The organism is Shewanella marisflavi (assembly GCF_002215585.1).
In the GTDB taxonomy this organism is placed as follows: Bacteria; Pseudomonadota; Gammaproteobacteria; order Enterobacterales; family Shewanellaceae; genus Shewanella; species Shewanella marisflavi.
Map to the genome: position 1 here is coordinate 1,481,634 of NZ_CP022272.1, position 19,007 is coordinate 1,500,640.

The following is a 19,007-nucleotide window of genomic DNA, read 5'->3' on the forward strand; positions in this document are numbered from 1 at the left end:
AGTGATTTTAAGCATAAATTTGCAGCTAGCCTCAAAGACATATCCCTTTTTATATGCTGTGATAGCTGTCTGACAGTAGGAAACTGTGAGCTTTGGTTTAAGCTTATCTAATTAATTTATATAGAATTATGCGTAAACCTCGTCGGCAGTCTCCTCGAAGGGTAAGACAAGGAATAGGGTAATGCGTTTTGATGAACAGGTTGCCATTGTCACAGGGGCTGGATCCGGCCTAGGCCGGGCCTATGGGATTGCTTTAGCCGAGCGCGGCGCACGCGTGGTCCTTATCGATTCAGGTATCGCGGATAGCGGCTGCCAGACATATAGTGGTGCCGGTCTCAACAAGACAGCCAAAACCCTAGCAGGGCTGGGTGCCGATTGTTTGACATTTCAACTCGATGTTCGTAATCCTCAGGCCTTAAAAGAGGCGGTAGATACTGTCATGACCCGTTGGGGACGTATTGATATTTTGATCAATAACGCCGGGGTCCACTCAACCGTGCCTTTCGATACTTTGAGCTTTGAACAGTGGCAGCAGCAATTGGATGTGGATCTCAATGGCAGCTTTCACCTGACTAAATTGGTCTGGCCGTTAATGAAACAGCAAAATTATGGCCGTATCGTTATGACGGGCAGCGCCAGTGGTCTCTATGGGGATATGCACGAAACCCATTTCAGTGCCAGTAAGATGGCGCTAGTAGGTCTGGTCAATAGCCTGGCTAAGGAGGGACGGGAATATAATATTTACGTCAACACCTTAGTGCCTCAGGCGCTCACTCCTATGACAGAACATCACCTTAGCCCTCTGGTGAAACCCTTATTTAGTACCTCGTCGGTTAATGCCGCACTCCTGTATCTTTGTTCTGCCAAGGCCTGCACTGGCCAACATCTGCTGGTTGCCGCCGGCAGTGTTAGTCACGGAATGTTTGTCGAATGTCAGCCGCTGCGCATTATAGAAGATGGCTGTAAGCCTGAGGAGATCGCCCATCGTTGGGACGAACTCTACCGCGCCCAGCCATATTTATATCATGAGAGCGGCGAGGAGCAGGTGACGGCTTGGGCTAAGCGCAGTGCCGCCGAGCATAACGTTGATATAGAGTAGTGCTATATTCGACTTGCTGATCCTGTCCACTATTCTTGCGTTAACTTCTTGAGCTGCAGAGCGGTTTTTGTGCTTTGTTGCCCATAGGCTTTGGCTGGGATGTGATGCTCGGTTTAGCGAGATGACAAGCTTGTTAACTGGGGCCAAACTTTGCTGCAAGGGGCTAAGAGAAGCTCAGGTTAAGCTAGTAAGGTTAGCGTCGTTTAAGGTAAGCTTAACGGTCAAGTTAGATAAAATATCGGTGAGATCGTATGAGTCACGTGTTAGATGATTTGTTATCCCTATTATCGCTAGAGCAGATAGAGGCAGGCCTCTATCGGGGGCAAAGCCAAGATCTGGGTTTTGGTCATGTGTTTGGTGGTCAGGTAATGGGGCAGGCTTTGAGCGCTGCAGCGCAAACGGTTGACGCCGAACGTCATGTTCACTCCTTCCATTCCTATTTTTTGCGCTCCGGTGATGAAAAGCTACCTATTGTCTATGATGTCGAGAATATGCGCGACGGTGGCAGCTTTAGTGCACGCCGGGTAAAGGCGATTCAGAAGGGCAGACCCATCTTTTACATGACCTGCTCTTTTCAGAAGCCAGAAACCGGATTCAATCATCAAAACCAAATGCCTGATGTGCCAGGCCCTGAGGGTTTACTGAATCAGCAAGAGTTGGCGATGACCCTGACAGATAAGGTGCCAACTAAGGTGCTTGAGAGATATATGGCTGACTCGCCTTTGGAGATGCGTTTGGTGAATCCATCGACACCTGTGGCCCCCAAGCAAAGTGATCCCAAGCGCTATGTGTGGATCCGTGCCAATGGCAAGGTGCCAAATGATCTCTCTGTTCATGAGTATCTGCTGGCCTATGCTTCTGACTTTAACTTCTTGGTTACCGCGGCTCAGCCACATGGCGTGTCGTTTTTAACTCCGGGTATGCGTATGGCGACCATAGATCATGCTATGTGGTTCCATCGTCCCGTCGATTTGAGTCAATGGTTGCTTTATAGCATTGAGAGTCCTAATGCCAGTGGCAGTAGGGGGTTTGTTCGCGGCGAGTTTTATACTGAGTCCGGTGAGTTAGTCGCATCGGCTACCCAGGAAGGTTTGATTCGACTAACACAGGGATAAAGGATTTAGGTAGGTTGAAAGAAATGAAGATTAGAATGAAAGTCATTTTAGCCACTTTGCTGCTGATGTTGGCGGGGTGTGTGACCGTAGAGCCAGAGCCACCCATTATTGTCAATGGAGCCGCAGGCTATTTGGAAAGGGTTAACCTGCCTCAGGGATGCAGCGTGACCATAGCTGTGATCGATCTCGATACCCCTGGTGTCATCGTCGCCCAGAAAACCTTTGATATTGCCAGGGCTCCCGTGCCGTTTAAGTTTACCTTTGCCCGAGAGACCATTGAAAGCCACGTCAATTATGGTGTGGTGGCAATGATTCAGTATCAGGGGAAGGTGATCTTCCAAACTTACGATAAGTTTCCGGTGATCAATAACGGTAAATACACCACTGAGGTGGTGATGAAACTGGTTAAATAGCACCAGATAATAACAAGGAGCCCTAGGGCTCCTTTTTTATGCCCCTATGATTTATCTATTCATTCTTAGCGGATTGCTCTATTGCTCAGACATGTTTTACAAAGGATGAATCTTGAGAAAATTTCATTCAGTAGCGCACTATGATCTGTTGATTTGTTATATTTTATCCAATAGGGTGGAAAGATAATAATAATCAAGGAAGAGCAGATGCAATTTGTCGGCAGTCATCATCTTATTGGGAGTTTGCCCGAAGCGGCGCTAACTCAAGAAAACCCTCTCGATAGACACAACAACCCCAAGGCGTTGAGGAGTTCACAACCAGGAATGGTCGCTGAATTTCAGCTGCCCACCCCAACTTCATTTATTGGCGGTTCTCACCGTCAAGACTTAACAGATAAAGCAGGCCCACATCAAGATTTGGCATCTAAGGAAGATACGGCTATAGATTTTGCTGACCTGACAGAAGCGCAGAGCCAAGTGTTGCTGGCCAATCTTGGACTGTTGACTCTCGCCTTATGCTTTCTGCTGTTTGGCAGCAGTGTCTAGTCACTAGCCCGTTAGAGGAAATAGTGTAAACGCTAGCTTTTGGCATGCCGAGGGACTGGTTAAATCGCAGCAGCTGTCTTCTATTTACCTAACCAATTTCTTATCTCCCTCATCAGATGTAGAGCTTAGGATGTACTGGGCTTTTTGACGTCCCCAGGATTGCCCTGAGCCTGCACCTTTGTTTTGCCTAAAAACTCAATTACACAAAGCGATTTCAATGACCGCTATCTCTCCTTTCATCTCTTCCCCCTCTCTTCCCCCTCTCTTTTCATGGTGCCAAAACCTGTGTTAATAGATTGTAAATTGTCATTTCGCTTAGCTTTGCCAATTCGGCGCTTAATAAGTCGGCAAGTCGGATGCTTGTCACAGTAATAAAAGGTGTATTGTCAATATTTGTTTGTTTTGTGTGATATGTATCGTGTCGGGGTATTTAAAAAGAGGTGCAAGTTAGGCTTGTTGATTTAGATCAATAACTCCTCGTTATTTGTCTGGCAGGATACGCGCAAATGTAAGGAATTTGATAATAAAAACAACAGTAACTGTTGTGTTAATGGAGTAGTATGATGAAAAAAACTATCGTTTCAGGTCTGATCGCTGCCACCCTACTGTCTACTGGATTTACAGCCTCTGCACACCAAGCTGGTGATGTTATTATTCGTGCTGGTGCCGCTGTTGTTGCCCCTAACGAATCTAGCCAAGATGTTGCTGGTTTTGGTGAGTTCAATGTTAGTAACAATACCCAATTAGGTCTTAACTTTGGTTACATGCTGAGTGATAACTGGGGTATTGAGCTATTAGCGGCAACGCCATTTAGCCATGATGTTTCTTTAGATGGCGTAGGCAAGATTGCAGAGACTAAGCACCTGCCACCAACTTTAGTGGCTCAGTATTACTTCAGTTCTGCAGAGTCTAGCGTGCGTCCTTATATCGGTGTGGGTGTGAACTTCACTAACTTCTTCGATAACGAATTCACTAATGATCTGGATGGCGCATTGACTGACCTTAGCCTAAGTAACTCTTGGGGATGGGCTGCGCAGGTAGGTTTTGACTATCAATTCAATAAGAATTGGCTGTTTAACGCTTCTGTTTGGTATGCACAAATCAGCACTGATGTTAAATTCAATTTAGGTGATACTCCAGTGAAAATTGAAACCGACATCGACCCATGGGTTTACATGGTGAGCTTTGGTTACACTTTCTAAATCTGAGTTTTCGATAATAAAAAAGGAGCCAAAGGGCTCCTTTTTTGTTGTCTATTTTTAACGTATCAGGTTACTGCGTCTTTTTAGCTGCTTTTGCCGCTTTACGTTCTTCTTTGGTGCGCCAGTGACGGGTGTTGTAGATAAATTCTGGTAGCAGCTTAGTTAGCCAGGCGACGAGTCGCCAGCGCTTGGTGATATAGGCTCTGCGCTTTGCCTTCTGCATCGCCTTGATGGCCTGACGGGCGACCTCTTGGGGCGGTGATAGCCAGAGGCGACTCTTCTGCATGGCGGCTTTGTCCAGCAAGCCTAACTGCAGATCTGTGATAGTGATTGGCAGCTTTAAGCGTTGGGCATGCATACTTAGCCCCTCTAGGTAACTGCTGGCGTAGGCCTTAGAGGCGTGGTAGGCCACGTTAGGGCCGCCACGTAGACCGGCGATAGAGTTGATGGCCGCTAGTTGGCCATAGCCCTGTTCGACAAATAATCGAAATGCCGTATTGCATATGGCGCTGTAGCCCTGCACATTGACGGTAATAATATCTTGGTCAAGTTGCCATGGCAGCGAGGCATCATAGCCGTTGAGGCCAGTATTGACTATCACAAGGTGGGCGCCACCGAGTTGCTGCCATACAGACTCTAGGGTGTTGATAATTGCCTTGGGCTCGGTAATGGCCAATGGATGCAGGCTGACTTTTGTGGGCAGCCCATTGGCAAACTCTTGAAGTGATTCGGTATCTTGTGCCAGGAGTGCCAGTTCGACACCTTGCTCGGCGAGTTGTTTGGCGATTTCGCGACTGACAAGTGAGCTGGCGCCCACAATTATGGCTGTAGCTTGAGACATGAGGCTATTCGACATCAAATGGTTAGCCTATGATATGAAGATATCTGATTGAGAACAAGATTTATAATATAGACATATGGACATCCAGAAGTCTTGATGTATGATTAGGAGCAAGAGTATGAACAGATGGTTAAGCCCGGTAGTGGCAATGGCGATGAGCGCTGGTTTACTGGCAGCTTGTGCGACACCCAATGCCAGTGTGGAGATCCAAGGGGAAGTGTGGTTTAAGGAGCGTATGGCGTTACCGCCTGAGGCTGTGCTATCGGTGCAAATTCAGGATGTGTCTAAGATGGATGCCCCTGCTGTGGTGTTGGCGGCCTTTGACAGAGACGATGTGACAACGCCTGCGCCTTTTAATTTTGTCATTCCTAGGGATCAGTTTGAGGCAGGCCATAGGTACACAGTCGGTGCCAAGATCACTTTAGATGGCAAGCTGATGTTTATTAATACTCAATCGTACCCCATAGATTTAGGCGATAGCTCGCCTATCTCAGTGTTAGTGCAGCGCGTCGGTAGGTAAGATTAAACACCGCGCCGATAGCGATTACTGGCCCTATGTGGTTGTTTGTTAACGAGATCGAAAGAGGCGCGGTATGCCGGTAAAAATTCCCGATAATCTGCCAGCGGCGGAAATACTCGAATCAGAAAATATCTTTGTTATGTCCGAAACCCGGGCGGCAAATCAGGATATCAGACCGATGAAGGTGCTGATCTTGAACCTGATGCCAAACAAGATAGAGACTGAGACTCAGCTGTTGCGATTACTCGGCAACACGCCGCTACAGGTGGATGTGGATCTGCTGCGTATTCACGATAAAGCCTCTAAGCACACCTCTATCGATCATATGGACAACTTCTATCGTGATTTTGAGGCGGTTCGTCACAAAAATTACGATGGCCTGATCATAACCGGTGCGCCTTTAGGGCAAATTGAATTTGAAGAGGTGACTTACTGGGACCATATTCGTGAGATCATCGACTGGTCGCAAGAGCATGTCACCTCTGTGCTCTTTCTGTGTTGGGCAGCTCATGCGGCCCTGTATCATCTCTACGGCTTGCAGCGCAAACTGCTGTCGGCTAAGCGTTCAGGGGTGTTTAACCATCAAAGAACCTGTAAACATTTCCCTTTGCTGCGCGGTTTCGATGATGAGTTTTTTGCGCCTCACTCTCGCTTTGCCGAAATGGATGTGGAGGATCTCAAGGCTCACAAGGATCTGCAGGTGTTGGCCGAGTCCGATGAGGCGGGCGCTTACTTGGTGCTGAGCCGCAACAACCGTAACCTGTTCGTGATGGGGCACCCCGAATATCAAAAATCGACCTTAAGCGATGAGTATCAAAGGGATCTTGCCGAGGGGCTTAGCCCTAAGGTGCCGAAAAACTATTTTCGCAATGACGATCCCAGCCTGCCGCCAGTGGCTCGCTGGCATGGTCATGGCAGTCTCCTGGTCAGCAATTGGCTCAACTATTATGTCTACCAGCTGACGCCTTATGATCTTGATGATATGAACGCTATCACTCCTTGGGAACATGAGTATAAAGATGAGCTGGAGTAACTCTTACGGCGGGCCGATCCTTATCGATACCCCCAGGCTGTGCATGCGCCAGTTTGTGCTGGAGGATGCCGAGGATGTGTATCGTTTTGCCGCGAATCCCGATGTGGTGCGCTATACAGGTGATGCAGATGCGGTCAAGAGCCTGGAAGATGCCAGGCGGATCATAGAAAACTATTGGCTGGCGGGGTACCGAGAACATGGTTTTTGCCCGTTATGCATTGATCAACAAGGCTGATAAACAGCTGATCGGTTTCTGTGGCATAAAGTATGAATCCTTACTTAACCGAGGGCAGGGTGGCATAGATATCGGCTATCGTATGCTGCCCGAATACTGGGGAAAAGGGCTTGCCACCGAAGCCGTCACTGCCTGTTTGCGCTATGCTCGCGAGACCCTAGGTATCGACTGTGTCTATGCCGAGGTGATGCTTGATAACCCAGCTTCTAGCCGGGTACTGGAAAAGGCTGGCATGGTGCAGATAGATAGCTATCAAGACGATGGCGTGAGTCTCCTTCTTTTCCGCACTCCCTAGGAGGCTTGCAGCTAGTTTTGTTATCCTGATAGCTGCGTGGCGGTTGAAGAACAAGGTGTAAGGCGCTATTTTAACGAGACGCAGCGCCCGCTCGCTTACCTTCGAGAATGGATCCTCATGTCAGAGAAAAACCAAGCTGTACTCCTGTTATTGGCCCATCCTTCGCAGCACAGATCCGAAGTCAATCTTCCCCTGTATAACCTTGCCAAGACGATTCCTGGCGTCACCGCAGTGGATCTCTACGGTGAGTATCCCGAATTTGATATCGATATCGAGCGGGAGCAACAACGACTGCTGAGTCATGACGTGGTGATCTTTCAGTTTCCCCTCTACTGGTATTCGACGCCCGCTATCTTGAAGGAGTGGCAGGACTTAGTGCTGGAATATGGCTTTGCCTATGGCACCGATGGTAATGCGCTCAAAGAAAAGACCTTTTTCTGCGCCATCACAGCAGGGGGCAAGGAAGAGGCCTACCAGACTGAGGGTTATAACCATTTTACCCTGAGACAACTATTGGCGCCCCTTGAGCAGACCGCCAGCCTGACAGGGATGCGCTATCTGCCGCCCTTTGCGCTGTTTGGGGCGCGCACCGCCATCGAAGATGGCCTGATGGCTCAGCACCTGAGTGACTGGCGTTCCCTGTTGAGCGCCTTGGTGGCTGGAAAAGTCAATCGCCGAGTGGCCGCTAAGCTGGCCAAGCTAAACGGCCATCTTGATCAGATCATAATGGGGTAAGCGCCATGACGAGCTATTTTCTACAGGCTTTTATTTATCTGGTTGCCGCCGTAATAGCTGTGCCCCTGGCAAAGCGGTTTGGTCTGGGCTCAGTGCTGGGGTATTTGATCGCCGGGGTGGTGATAGGGCCTGTGATCGGCCTGGTGGGCGATGAAACCTGGGTTATTCAACACTTTGCCGAATTTGGCGTGGTGATGATGTTGTTTGTCGTCGGGTTGGAGCTTGAGCCCAAAATGCTCTGGGCTATGCGTCATCGCCTGATGGGGCTTGGTGGCTTGCAGGTGTTCTTAAGCGCCGCAGCCGTGATGGCTATCGCGCTCTATGTTGATATGCAGTGGAGCATAGCTCTCACCATCGGCCTTATTTTCGCGCTTTCTTCCACGGCCATAGTGCTGCAGACCTTTAATGAAAAGGGGCTAAGCCGCACCGATGGCGGACGCAATGCCTTCTCGGTATTGCTGTTTCAAGATATCGCCGTGATCCCTATGTTGGCCTTTATTCCTTTGTTGGCGCTCCCCGAGCTGGTGGATAAGGCGCAGCAGGCGGCTACTCAGGTTGCCGAGCATCATGATGAGATGAGCCTGGTGGCTGGGCTGCCGCCCTGGGCCTATGCCATAGTGATCGTCGCCGCAATAGCCAGTTTGGTGGTGGGCGGGCACTACTTGAGTCGGCCGCTGTTTCGTTTTGTCGCTGCCTCTGGACTGCGGGAAATCTTTACCGCGACCGCGCTCATGCTGGTCATAGGCATTGCGGCGCTGATGAGTTTGGTCGGGCTATCGCCTGCCTTGGGTACCTTTTTAGCTGGTGTGGTACTCGCTAACAGTGAATTTCGCCATGAGTTGGAGTCCAATATTGAGCCCTTTAAAGGTTTGCTGCTGGGGCTTTTCTTTATCACTGTGGGCGCCGGGATAGACTTTGGCATCCTATGGCAAGATTTTGGCCTGATCATTGGCCTGACGCTGGGGATCATCTTGCTCAAAGTGGTGGTACTTTTACTGCTCAGCTTAGTGTTTAAGATCCGTCAGAGCGATCGCTGGTTGTTTGCCCTGAGCCTTGCTCAGGCTGGGGAGTTTGGCTTTGTGCTGCTTAGCTTCACGGTGCAAAACCATGTGTTACCTGTTGAGTTGGCGCAGCAGCTTTCATTGGTGGTGGCCCTGAGTATGATGCTGACCCCTGGTCTGTTTATCTTATTCGAGCGGGTGATTGAGCCTAAATATCGCACCAGCAGCGCCGAGCGGGAAGCCGATCAAATTGATGAGCGCGGCAGTGTGATCATCGCTGGCGTCGGTCGATTCGGCCAAGTAGTTAATCGTCTACTCAGCGCCAATGGCATCAAGACAGTGGTGCTGGATCATCAGATAAGTCAGGTCGACATGCTGCGCAGCATTAACGTAAAAAGCTATTTTGGGGATGCCACCCGACCGGATCTACTGCATACGGCCGGGATAGATGAGGCGGCGCTCTTGGTGGTCGCCATGGACAATCGCGAGGGGGCGGTGGAGCTGGTGAAATATGTTAAACACAGCTACCCGAAAGTGAAGATACTGGCGCGGGCATTTGACCGAGGCCATGCCTATCTACTGCGTGATGCGGGCGCCGATTTTATTCAGAAGGAGACCCTGCTGTCGGCGCTAGAGTTAGGGGCCGATGCCATGAAATGTTTGGGGTTTCATCCTTTTCATGTGGAGCAGCAGAAAAATACCTTCAAGCGTATCGAGAAGCGCAGTTCAGATATGCTCTATCGTGCCTGGAAAGATGACAGCAGCGGTGAGCGTTTCGACAACAACTACCGTAAGCTGTTCATTGAGTTAGAGGAGACGATTAAGGCCGCCATGACAAGGGATCGTACCGATAAGCATGCCATGAGCGATCGAGGCTGGACCCCGCCGCCCAAGGGCTATGATGAGTTGCTTGACGGCGATGAGCCGCTGCCATTAACGCCCCCAGAGGATCAGATCAAGCCTTAAGGGCGGAGAGATTGGGTTGTAGCGCCTCGGGCAGTGCCAGCTGCATTGGCTCATGACTCACAGGACAGGTGAAATTTAGGAAGCAGGCGGTCAACTGCAGGTTGGGATCGCCGGCTGTGGCATCACCATGCTGCCTGTCGCCCACGACTGGGTAGCCAATGCTGGCCATATGGATACGGATCTGGTGTTTACGCCCTGTCTCGATGTTTACCTGTACCAGCGACATATCAAGCTCGGGATCATATTCAATAAGTGAGGCATGGGAGCGCGCGGCCTTGCCATCGACCTCAGTGTCTATGGTGCGAGTCGCCTCGGGAAATTCACCTTTAACTATCACTCGGTACTGCTTATCTAGCTCACGCTGTTCAAATTGAGCCGCCAGCGCCGCCGTGGTTTTCTTACTGTGACCTATGATCACCAGCCCAGTGGCAGCTCTGTCCAGTCGGTGGATGATGAAGGCCGGACGCTGAGGCGTGAGGTGGGTCTCTACAAAGCGATTGATGGTGGTGTGATCGCTCCATTTTGATCCCTGACACAACATGGCGTAGGGTTTGTACCAGATGCTGTAATCGCCCTTATCTAAGATTAACTGTGCATCGTCGACACTTTGGTTAAGCACATCACTATTGTAATAGAGGTGCAACTCATCGTCGATTTGTAGTGGTTTCTTTGCTCGGCGCAGTCGCTGGGTGTATTTCCCTCGGGTGAGCCACACAGCACCTTTGGTCATCGCCTGCTTTATCGCCTGTTTTGAGAGTTGGCTTGCCATAGCCAGTTGGCCACAGGCGTCAGTCTGGGTCTCTTTGATGGTGAGGTGGCATTCACATTTGGTTGGTATAGTCTCTTGGGGCATGGGGCTTAATGACCTTGTATTCAGGCCCGACAGTTTACACCATTTTAGTGAGAGTTTGAGGGGCTTTTTCTGAAGGCGGGCATGGCTTTTGCGCTGCTATACTCAAGCTAGGCGGTAATACCATGGCGTGGACAGTGATCACCAGGGAGGAGTGGATGAGGCGATTGATCGTAAGTGTGCTCGCAGGTTTGCTCATTTGCGCGGGAGGCGGTGTGTTGGCTGAGGAAGCCCCTGTTCTGGTTCGTTATTATTTGTCGACTCACTTTGTCGATAATAAGCAGAGCTACTATATCGACCTGCTGCGCCTGGCCATGGAGAAAAGTCGAGATCGATATGGCGACTATCTGATGCAAGCGGTGCCACTGGATATGTCCCAAAGGCGAACCATCAAACTCGTAGAGCAAGGCAAGTTGGATGTGGTGTGGACCATGACCAGTATGAGTCGCGAGCAGCAGTTGCGCGCGGTCTATTTTCCGCTGCTAAAAGGGCTGATGGGCCATCGAATCGCCATCATTCGCAAGGAGGATGAAGCGCGTTTTGCAAATATTACTCGCCTAGAGCAGTTGCAGGCGATTTCCGTCGGTCAGGGATTTGACTGGCCCGACAGTGATATTTTGCAGCGCCAGGGCTTTACCTTAGTGTACGGTGCCGATCACCATCTGCTGGATATGTTGGAGAAACGTCGTTTCGACTATTTTCTACGCGCCTTACATGAGCCTTGGGGTGAGATAGCCGATAAAGATACGCTGATGGTGGATCCCCACTTTGTTATCGTCTATCCGGCGCCCCTCTATTTCTTTGTCAACCCACAAAATCCGGGGCTGGCGGAGCGGATCGAGCATGGCCTGCGAGCGGCCCTGGTAGATGGCAGTTTCGATGAGTTTTTTTATCATCATGCCATAACAGAAGGTATGTTGAATCGGGCTAAGTTAGCCGAGCGGCGTTTGTTTCGGTTGGACAACCCTTTGTTGTCCCAGGAAAGCAAGAAATTGTTAACTGAGTCTGAACTCTGGCTCGATTAATGATGCTGATTTTACTGGCAATTGTCATTAATTTGGCGTCAAATACCAGTATAAAGACTTCAATATTGGAGCGGTTATGATCGCAAATGAGCAGATGGTGGCTGTACTTGAGGCCCTTCCTGATCCCGCCTTTATACTATCGAGCAGTGGTAAATACGTGGCCGTATTTGGCGGCAGTGACGCCCGCTATTACCACGATGGTCGTGGTTTGATAGGCGTCCGGCTGCAAGATGTGATTAAACCTGCCAAGGCTGCCTGGTTTTTGCAAATCATAGACAGGGCGCTCTCCAGCCGTCGTTTGCTTATTGAAGAGTATGAGCTGAGCAATAAGGATGTAAAAGGGCTGCCCGATGAAGGGCCTACAGAACCTATCTGGTTTGAGGGGCGGATTCAGGCACTTGATTTTCTTGTTGATGGCGAGGAAGTGGTTTTATGGGTCGCCAGCAATATCTCTAAACGTCATGATCTGGAGCTTAAGCTTAGAGAGATGAGCGATACCGATCAGCTGACCGGTTTGTTTAATCGGCGCAGGCTCGAACGCGATATTTCTATTCACTTCGATAATTTTACCCGTCAACAGATGCCCACCACCGTCTTGATGTTGGATATCGATAACCTGAAGCAGATAAATGATGCTAAAGGCCATCACAAGGGGGACGAAAATATCCTGGCGGTTGCCGAGATCTGTCGCCGTGAGTTTCGCAAAACTGATTATGCTTACCGTTTTGGTGGTGACGAGTTTATTGTGATGCTGCCAGGCTTGATGCCGAATCAGGCGATGACTATGGTCGAGGGCTTGCATCAGCATTTCAATCAGGCGCTGGCGGCATTGGCCGAAGATTGCCCGAGTGCCACCATCAGTATGGGGATGACAGGGATCAATGCTAAAGACGCCTCTTACCAAGACACCCTAAAGCGTGCCGATATGGCTCTGTATCAGGCGAAAACCCAAGGTAAAAATCAGCTAATTTTCACACCTTAAAAGACGACCCTTGGGTGCGTTGATTATCCTAAGCGCGCCGCTCAAAGAGGTTGTTTTGATTGGGGCATCCGCACCTTTCTTCTATAGTTTATATAATGAATCTTTAATGCAAATTCACTTGTTAAGCCTTGCTGACAGACATACTGTTAAGAGGAAGCAAGCGCAGCGGAGGCATTATGCACACACAGTTACAGGCAAAGATAAAACATTGGTTGAGTCTCGATAGCGATGCAAGCAGTCGCGCCGAGATCCAGACCTTGGTGGATAGCGGGGCACACGAGGAGCTGGCCGCCAGGTTCGCTGGACGACTTACCTTCGGTACCGCGGGCATTCGCGGCGTGGTGGGAGCCGGTCCCATGCGGATGAACCGTTTAGTGGTGCAACAGACGTCTAAAGGCGTTGCCGAATATCTTAAGGCGCAGGTGGACAATGCCGTCAGTCGCGGGGTGATCGTCGGCTACGATGGTCGCCATGATTCCAAACAGTTTGCCGAAGATACTGCAAGCGTGCTCACCGCCGCTGGTTTTAAGGTGTTTCTCACCAGTGCGGTGGCGCCGACTCCGCTGGTGGCCTTTGGCGTGCTGCACTTGGGCGCTGCGGCCGGCATAGTGGTGACTGCTAGTCATAACCCGCCGCAATATAATGGCTATAAGGTGTATTGGGGCAATGGCGCGCAGATCATTCCGCCCCATGATACTGGTATTGCCGCGCGTATCGAGCTGGCGGCCAATACGCCTGTAGATATGTTGCCGCTGGCAGATGGCCTAGAGAGCGGCAAGCTGGTGATGCTGGAAGCCGATTTCTATCAGGCTTATCGTCAAGGTGTGTTAAACGCCGAGGTGCTGCAAAACCATACCCATCCTGAGATGGTGAGTCTGGCCTATACCGCCATGCATGGGGTCGGCGCCGAGATGGCCGAGAGCCTGCTTAAGGATATCGGGGTCACACAGGTCTATTCTGTGGCGGCCCAGCGTGAGCCAGATGGAGATTTCCCCACGGTCAACTTCCCCAATCCTGAGGAGGCTGGCGCCATGGATTTGGTGATGGCCGAGGCCCATCAACATGGTGCCATGTTGGCCTGTGCCAATGACCCGGACGCCGATCGCTTTGCGGTGGCGGTGCGTAAACCAAGCGCCACGCCAGAGATGCCATCGACTGAGGCTTATCAGATGCTAACTGGGGACCAGGTGGGGGTATTACTGGGTCACTATCTGCTCTCCCATGCCAGAGACGATCAGCGTCTGCTCTGCTGCACTATCGTCTCCTCCAGTCTCTTATCATCCATCTGCCAGTCGATGAAGGCCGATTGTCAGACCACGCTGACAGGTTTTAAATGGCTCACCAATGTGGGCATGAGCAAACAAACCCAGCACAACCGCTTTTTGTTCGCCTACGAAGAGGCGCTGGGGTACACGGTTGGTAGCATGGTGTGGGATAAAGATGGTCTTTCCGCGCTGGTGGCTTTTGTGCAGTTAACCGCCGAGCTTGTCGCCAAAGGCGAAACACTCTGGGACAGACTGGAGAGCATCTATCGCCAATATGGTTACTACCTCAACCGCCAGGTGAGTATAGCGCTGAGCGGCGAGCCCGGTGCGCCTAGCATAGGTGAGCAGTTAAGAGCGCTGAACCCTGTTGAGGTCGCGGGACGTAAACTGGTGTCGGTGGATGATATTAGCCTGGGCGTGCGCCGCTTTGCCGACGGACGAGAAGAAACGATTGACCTGCCTCGCAGTGACGTACTTATCTATCGTTTAGAAGGAGGAGCTAGAGTGATCGTTCGCCCCTCGGGCACAGAGCCTAAGGTGAAGTGCTATTACGAGCTGGTCGAATCTTTTGGCGAGCAGGAGGGGCTAGATGCCGTGCAGCGCCGGGCAGAAGCCGCCATGGACGCGTTTGTCCTTCGTCATCAAGCTGAGCTGCCTAATGCATAGGGAGCAGAAACTCGCGCCTGAAATGATGTGTCATCTATTTATGAAATGTTTGTTCTCTACTGACAATAGGCTGTCAGTAGGGGGGCTTTAAGCTCTTTATAGTGCCGAATGAGGGAGACGCTCAGGGTTGAGCGTCGCATTTGGCCCTTTAAGGAGAGCATGATGCAAGAACAGAAAGTGTTACAGCAGGCCCCTTTGGTCTGGGGCGAGATCGCCGTTGCGGATATGGCGAGAGCCAAAGTCTTCTATCAGAGCCAGTTCAGGGTGAGTTTTCGTGAGCAGCAGATGTTTGGTATGGATATGGCTATCTTAGAGACAGAGGCGCCCCAAGCGGCCAGCATCGCTCTGGTAAAGCATGATATGATGCGCCCAAGTTCAGAGGGTAGCATTCTCTATCTGCATCTTAGCGATCACCTAGCGCCTATGGTTGAAAGGCTGGAGCGTAATGGTGTCGAGATCGCCCTGCCTATCATGGCCATCAACGAAGGTGAGTGTGGCTATAGCTGTGTCATAGTTGACAGCGAAGGCAACCGCGTCGGCCTCTGGGCGCCTAGTCTGAAAGGCTAAATTTGCGCACTTAAGTTAGGCTCTTAACCCTCAGATGCTTTAACTCTAGAGATTGAAATTTTAAAGGATTAACGCAGGCGCTGCGGCGCTTGCAAGCTATGCAATCCAATCCAAGCTATGCAAAGGATATAACAGAAGGAATTGAGATGAAGACGATAAACCTCGCGCCTAAGTCCGTGGTTGGCATGAGCGTTCGCACCAACAATGGCAATGAGTCTGAGGTGGCAACGCAAAGTATTGCGCCTCTCTGGCAGGCTTTCATGGGGCAGTATGGTAAGCAGATCCTCGGTAAGTTGCCTGTGTATGGGGTCTATTACGACTATGCCAATGACATGGATGGCGACTATAGCCTTATGGTGGCGGTAGAGGCTGCAACCATTGAGGCCCGTGATGGCGGGGCGTTAACGCCTCTGACCATAGAGGGAGGTAACTACCTCTGCTTTAGCGCCACGGGAGAGATGCCCCAGGCGGTGATCTCACTCTGGCAGCAGATCTGGGCCTATTTTCAGCGCCTAGAATGCCCCTATCGTCGTCAGTATCTGACCGATTTCGAGTGTTACTCTCACACCGACAGCGTCGATATCTATATCGGCGTTCACGTCGAGGTCTAGATAGGTTGGTCTTATCCGGTCGAGATATCGTCGGTTTCGTCAGTCTTGGTATCGTTATCACTGGCCGCGCCTAGCGGTGATTATTAGGTAAGTTATGCGCCGCGCCGATCGCTTATTTCAAATCGTCCAAATTCTCAGACATAGACGCCTCACCACTGCCAAGCAGCTGGCGGAGCGTCTTGAGGTCTCTAGCCGCACCATCTACCGGGATATTCAGGATCTCTGCCTGTCGGGGATCCCCATCGAAGGTGAAGCAGGCGTTGGTTATCTGCTGCGCCATGAGGTCAATGTGCCGCCCTTGATGTTTAACGAACAGGAACTGGAGGCCATTCAGGTGGGGATGCGTATGGTGCAGGCACAGGGTGGCCATGAGCTGACCAGCGCCGCCAAGCAGGCGATGATCAAAGTCGAAGCCGTGTTGCCTGAGCGCCTCAAGGCTTATCAGTCTTTGATGTTTGCCCCTGATTTTTACAGCGATGGTCAGCTATTCACTTTTCTCGATCTGCTGCGTCAAACCGCTAGAGAACGGCAATACATTCAGCTGAGTTATCAAGATATCAAGCAAAGTAACAGTGAGCGTAGGGTGCGCCCACTGGCGCTCTATTACTGGCAAGGGCTCTGGACCTTATTGGCCTGGTGCGAATTGCGTGGCGATTTTCGTAACTTTAGAGTCGACCGCATCTCAGGCGTGCTGCCGCTGGCCAGCCATTTTGCTCATACGCCGGGCCAAGAGATGGCAGATTATATCGCCCTGATGCAGGCGCAATATGGTGACTGCTAGGTGTATTATCAGCGGTTAGGTTATTCTGGCTGCAATGACTACACAAAGCCGTGTGTCTTGACCCCGATTTGTCTCTATTGCCCCGCTTATTAACAATGGAGTGATACACTCGGGCGATGAGCTTGAGTTAAAGAAAAGCCAACGCGAGGAATTAGCACATTAACGCTCATGATGCCGCCGGGCTGGATAATATCTATCCCTTAGTGATCTTCGATGGCACCTGTAACCTGTGTCATGGCGCGGTGCGTTTTATCGTTAAACGCGACAAACTGCGACGTTTTCGATTTGCCTCGATTCAGAGCGATATTGCCCAGCAGATCTTGGCCGAGCACGGCATAGTCGTGGACCTTGAGGATCTCAGTACATTCTATCTGGTAGATGAGGATGGTGTGCTGGCTCAGAGCGAAGCGGCGCTGGCGGTGGTGAGTCACCTCGATGGCGCCTGGCCCTTATTGAAGCTATTTAGGTGGCTGCCCCGCGCCTTGAGAGACTGGGGTTATCGCCAGATTGCCAGCAGGCGTTATCGCCTCTTTGGTCGCAGAGCCTGCGCCCTGCCAACAGAGGTCGACAGGGCTAGATTTCTTAACTGAATCGAGATTAGTTGAGGATCAGAGTGCCATCAGCTTAGGCAAGAAACGATCGTCCAGTTTGGCAATCTCGCGCTGTTCATCCAGAACCTGCTGCAAAATCTCCTTGCTGGTGAGTGGATTGGCCAGTACCACACGAAACACGACCGAAGTGATGCCATGATTATTGGCCGGGATGATGCGGGTACGGGAGACAAAAGATTTTCCCTGTTCGCGCTGCCGCTTCTGAATAAACTTGGTCAAGCCGTCTAGCAGTGTGTTGATCTCGCTCACCCGCGCTGTGTCACCAGTTTGTACAGCCTTTTCCAGTGTCACTTGTACCTTGGCGGGCACATAGCGATAGGTCAGCAGGCAAAGCTCTGGCTTAGATGCCAGCTGGAAATCATCTTGAGCAGCGATAAGCTCGCCGAAATAGCGCGCCTTTTCCAGGCTGTTGTTGATTAAGATCTCGTAGCCGTCACGTCCAATCACCTGCAAGCAAGCGTGCACTAGCATGGCCATACCTGGGCGGGATCCCTCTAAGGTTTGGCTACCCAAATCCTTTGAGCCCTTGCGCAGAATATATTCGGCGTGGTGTTTGATGGCGTTGGCAAATTCCGGGTCTTTAAATAGCACCATTCCGGCGCCCATGGGCACGTACATCTGCTTATGAGCATCGATAGTCACTGAGTCGGCGCGCTCGATACCGGATAACAGGTGACGATACTTGTTCGACAGTAGGCTGGCACCGCCCCAGGCAGCATCTACATGGAAATGACAGCCAAGGTGCTCGGCCAGATCTGCAAGCTCGTCGAGCGGGTCGATATTGCCGGTTTCCGTGGTGCCCGCCACGCCGACAATCGCCATGACCTTGATATTCTTATCGGACAGTTGTTTGGCCGTCTCGCGCATCTTGGCCACATCCACCTTGTTGTCCGCCGCGCAGGGAATACTGATGATGTTGTCGCGGCCGATGCCGAGCAAATCAGCGGCCTTGCCGAGAGAGTAGTGGCCGCGCGTTGACACTAAGATCGCCAGATCATCATAGCCATAATGGCGCAGCGCGCGCATTAGGCCTGATTGTGCCACACCCTTGAAATCCCCATCGGGTTTTAGCAGACGGTTACGAGCGATCCACAGGGCCGTGATATTGGCGACCGTACCACCAGAGCAGAAGGCGCCAAGGGAGTGACTGGCGCTGTGCATCCAGCTCTGATAAAAAGTCTCGGTCTGACCGTAGACCATATGATGCATCATCCCCAACACCTGACGTTCCAGCGGCGTAAAGGCCTTGGAGGTTTCTATTTTCACCAGGTTTTGGTTCAGCCCTACCATCATCTTCGACAGTGGCAGTACGAAATAGGGCAGTGCCGAGGTCATATGGCCAATAAAGCTGGGCGCCGAAGTATGTACGCTGTGGGCGATCAGCGTTTGCATCATCTGCTCGGCATAGTCGGAGACGAAGCTGGGAGCGGCCGGGATCTGATGGGCCTGAAAGTCTTTTTCGATCTCGCTAAGTGGCTTCTCGACCGCGACGATATTCTCTTTGAGGAATCCCATCAGGTTTTCTGACAGGTTTTTCTCTATCTTGCCAAGGGTCGAATTAGGTGCCTCGGGCAAGGTGAAAATACGCATCAAGGCCTCTTCAGAGGCGGTCGCTTGTCGTGTCTGTTTTGATGTCATCGAGGCGCGT

General features: G+C 51.1%; 19 protein-coding genes and 1 pseudogene. 17 read left to right on the forward strand and 3 right to left on the reverse strand.

Annotated features, from left to right (window positions below; genetic code table 11):
• Positions 1-181: 181 nt before the first annotated feature.
• The 5 genes from CFF01_RS06520 to ompW all read left to right on the forward strand — a co-directional run bounded on the left by CFF01_RS06520 (position 182) and on the right by ompW (position 4,375).
• On the forward strand, positions 182-1,099 hold the full coding sequence (locus CFF01_RS06520) for an SDR family NAD(P)-dependent oxidoreductase (protein WP_033537625.1): 918 nt from the start codon (positions 182-184) through the stop codon (positions 1,097-1,099).
• A 251-nt stretch (positions 1,100-1,350) separates the two neighbouring features.
• Entirely contained in the window at positions 1,351-2,214 is an 864-nt protein-coding gene (tesB, locus tag CFF01_RS06525; protein ID WP_088904265.1) for an acyl-CoA thioesterase II, read from the forward strand.
• A gap of 23 nt (positions 2,215-2,237) precedes the next feature.
• Positions 2,238-2,627, forward strand: a complete 390-nt coding sequence (locus tag CFF01_RS06530) for a YbaY family lipoprotein (protein ID WP_088904266.1) — start codon at positions 2,238-2,240, stop codon at positions 2,625-2,627.
• 207 nt (positions 2,628-2,834) lie between these two features.
• Positions 2,835-3,173 carry a hypothetical protein gene (locus CFF01_RS06535; RefSeq protein WP_088904267.1) on the forward strand — a complete coding sequence of 113 codons (339 nt, stop codon included), beginning with the start codon at positions 2,835-2,837 and terminating at the stop codon, positions 3,171-3,173.
• A 560-nt stretch (positions 3,174-3,733) separates the two neighbouring features.
• Positions 3,734-4,375 (forward strand): outer membrane protein OmpW, encoded by a 642-nt coding sequence (gene ompW, locus CFF01_RS06540; protein WP_198387136.1) that lies wholly within the window; start codon positions 3,734-3,736, stop codon positions 4,373-4,375.
• Between the two features lie 70 nt (positions 4,376-4,445).
• On the opposite strand, the gene CFF01_RS06545 is transcribed toward ompW, so the two are convergent.
• The gene (locus CFF01_RS06545; RefSeq protein ID WP_033537630.1) at positions 4,446-5,216 is read right to left on the reverse strand and encodes an SDR family NAD(P)-dependent oxidoreductase; all 771 of its coding nucleotides are present in this window, start codon (positions 5,214-5,216) and stop codon (positions 4,446-4,448) included.
• A gap of 118 nt (positions 5,217-5,334) precedes the next feature.
• Here CFF01_RS06545 and CFF01_RS06550 point away from each other — a divergent pair, with 118 nt between their 5' ends.
• The 5 genes and pseudogenes from CFF01_RS06550 (at position 5,335) to CFF01_RS06570 (ending at position 10,001) form a co-directional block, all read left to right on the forward strand.
• A complete protein-coding gene (locus CFF01_RS06550) occupies positions 5,335-5,736 on the forward strand; it encodes a YbaY family lipoprotein (protein ID WP_088904269.1) in 402 nt (133 codons plus the stop codon).
• 73 nt (positions 5,737-5,809) lie between these two features.
• Entirely contained in the window at positions 5,810-6,769 is a 960-nt protein-coding gene (gene metA, locus CFF01_RS06555; protein WP_088904270.1) for a homoserine O-acetyltransferase MetA, read from the forward strand.
• Positions 6,770-6,812: 43 nt separating this feature from the next.
• Positions 6,813-7,299: pseudogene (locus tag CFF01_RS06560) on the forward strand (GNAT family N-acetyltransferase).
• 117 nt (positions 7,300-7,416) lie between these two features.
• The gene (locus CFF01_RS06565) at positions 7,417-8,034 is read left to right on the forward strand and encodes an NAD(P)H-dependent oxidoreductase (protein WP_088905895.1); all 618 of its coding nucleotides are present in this window, start codon (positions 7,417-7,419) and stop codon (positions 8,032-8,034) included.
• A 5-nt stretch (positions 8,035-8,039) separates the two neighbouring features.
• Positions 8,040-10,001: a monovalent cation:proton antiporter-2 (CPA2) family protein gene (locus CFF01_RS06570; RefSeq protein ID WP_088904271.1), complete on the forward strand. Its 1,962-nt coding sequence runs from the start codon at positions 8,040-8,042 to the stop codon at positions 9,999-10,001.
• On the opposite strand, the gene CFF01_RS06575 is transcribed toward CFF01_RS06570, so the two are convergent.
• Positions 9,991-10,854, reverse strand: coding sequence for an RluA family pseudouridine synthase (locus CFF01_RS06575; protein WP_088904272.1), 864 nt, complete (start codon positions 10,852-10,854; stop codon positions 9,991-9,993). The genes CFF01_RS06570 and CFF01_RS06575 overlap by 11 nt on opposite strands.
• A 155-nt stretch (positions 10,855-11,009) precedes the next feature.
• On the opposite strand from CFF01_RS06575, the gene CFF01_RS06580 reads away from it, so the two are divergent.
• The 7 genes from CFF01_RS06580 (at position 11,010) to CFF01_RS06610 (ending at position 17,338) form a co-directional block, all read left to right on the forward strand.
• Complete coding sequence (locus CFF01_RS06580) at positions 11,010-11,876, forward strand: hypothetical protein (protein WP_198387137.1); 867 nt, start codon at positions 11,010-11,012, stop codon at positions 11,874-11,876.
• Between the two features lie 76 nt (positions 11,877-11,952).
• On the forward strand, positions 11,953-12,858 hold the full coding sequence (locus CFF01_RS06585; RefSeq protein WP_033537638.1) for a GGDEF domain-containing protein: 906 nt from the start codon (positions 11,953-11,955) through the stop codon (positions 12,856-12,858).
• Positions 12,859-13,034: 176 nt separating this feature from the next.
• Positions 13,035-14,789: a phospho-sugar mutase gene (locus CFF01_RS06590; RefSeq protein ID WP_088904273.1), complete on the forward strand. Its 1,755-nt coding sequence runs from the start codon at positions 13,035-13,037 to the stop codon at positions 14,787-14,789.
• Positions 14,790-14,966: 177 nt separating this feature from the next.
• Positions 14,967-15,356: a VOC family protein gene (locus tag CFF01_RS06595; RefSeq protein ID WP_198387154.1), complete on the forward strand. Its 390-nt coding sequence runs from the start codon at positions 14,967-14,969 to the stop codon at positions 15,354-15,356.
• Between the two features lie 146 nt (positions 15,357-15,502).
• On the forward strand, positions 15,503-15,967 hold the full coding sequence (locus CFF01_RS06600; protein ID WP_088904275.1) for a GyrI-like domain-containing protein: 465 nt from the start codon (positions 15,503-15,505) through the stop codon (positions 15,965-15,967).
• 94 nt (positions 15,968-16,061) lie between these two features.
• A complete protein-coding gene (locus CFF01_RS06605) occupies positions 16,062-16,748 on the forward strand; it encodes a helix-turn-helix transcriptional regulator (protein ID WP_088904276.1) in 687 nt (228 codons plus the stop codon).
• 203 nt (positions 16,749-16,951) lie between these two features.
• Entirely contained in the window at positions 16,952-17,338 is a 387-nt protein-coding gene (locus CFF01_RS06610) for a thiol-disulfide oxidoreductase DCC family protein (RefSeq protein ID WP_198387138.1), read from the forward strand.
• Positions 17,339-17,356: 18 nt separating this feature from the next.
• On the opposite strand, the gene panP is transcribed toward CFF01_RS06610, so the two are convergent.
• Positions 17,357-18,997, reverse strand: a complete 1,641-nt coding sequence (gene panP / locus CFF01_RS06615; protein WP_088904278.1) for a pyridoxal-dependent aspartate 1-decarboxylase PanP — start codon at positions 18,995-18,997, stop codon at positions 17,357-17,359.
• Positions 18,998-19,007 lie beyond the last annotated feature (10 nt).

Coding starts and splice junctions, on each gene's coding strand:
- CFF01_RS06520 (WP_033537625.1), top strand. CDS start 182: ATGCGTTTTGATGAACAGGTTGCCATTGTCACAGGGGCTGGATCCGGC.
- tesB (WP_088904265.1), top strand. CDS start 1,351: ATGAGTCACGTGTTAGATGATTTGTTATCCCTATTATCGCTAGAGCAG.
- CFF01_RS06530 (WP_088904266.1), top strand. CDS start 2,238: ATGAAGATTAGAATGAAAGTCATTTTAGCCACTTTGCTGCTGATGTTG.
- CFF01_RS06535 (WP_088904267.1), top strand. CDS start 2,835: ATGCAATTTGTCGGCAGTCATCATCTTATTGGGAGTTTGCCCGAAGCG.
- ompW (WP_198387136.1), top strand. CDS start 3,734: ATGATGAAAAAAACTATCGTTTCAGGTCTGATCGCTGCCACCCTACTG.
- CFF01_RS06545 (WP_033537630.1), bottom strand. CDS start 5,216: ATGTCTCAAGCTACAGCCATAATTGTGGGCGCCAGCTCACTTGTCAGT.
- CFF01_RS06550 (WP_088904269.1), top strand. CDS start 5,335: ATGAACAGATGGTTAAGCCCGGTAGTGGCAATGGCGATGAGCGCTGGT.
- metA (WP_088904270.1), top strand. CDS start 5,810: ATGCCGGTAAAAATTCCCGATAATCTGCCAGCGGCGGAAATACTCGAA.
- CFF01_RS06565 (WP_088905895.1), top strand. CDS start 7,417: ATGTCAGAGAAAAACCAAGCTGTACTCCTGTTATTGGCCCATCCTTCG.
- CFF01_RS06570 (WP_088904271.1), top strand. CDS start 8,040: ATGACGAGCTATTTTCTACAGGCTTTTATTTATCTGGTTGCCGCCGTA.
- CFF01_RS06575 (WP_088904272.1), bottom strand. CDS start 10,854: ATGCCCCAAGAGACTATACCAACCAAATGTGAATGCCACCTCACCATC.
- CFF01_RS06580 (WP_198387137.1), top strand. CDS start 11,010: ATGAGGCGATTGATCGTAAGTGTGCTCGCAGGTTTGCTCATTTGCGCG.
- CFF01_RS06585 (WP_033537638.1), top strand. CDS start 11,953: ATGATCGCAAATGAGCAGATGGTGGCTGTACTTGAGGCCCTTCCTGAT.
- CFF01_RS06590 (WP_088904273.1), top strand. CDS start 13,035: ATGCACACACAGTTACAGGCAAAGATAAAACATTGGTTGAGTCTCGAT.
- CFF01_RS06600 (WP_088904275.1), top strand. CDS start 15,503: ATGAAGACGATAAACCTCGCGCCTAAGTCCGTGGTTGGCATGAGCGTT.
- CFF01_RS06605 (WP_088904276.1), top strand. CDS start 16,062: ATGCGCCGCGCCGATCGCTTATTTCAAATCGTCCAAATTCTCAGACAT.
- panP (WP_088904278.1), bottom strand. CDS start 18,997: ATGACATCAAAACAGACACGACAAGCGACCGCCTCTGAAGAGGCCTTG.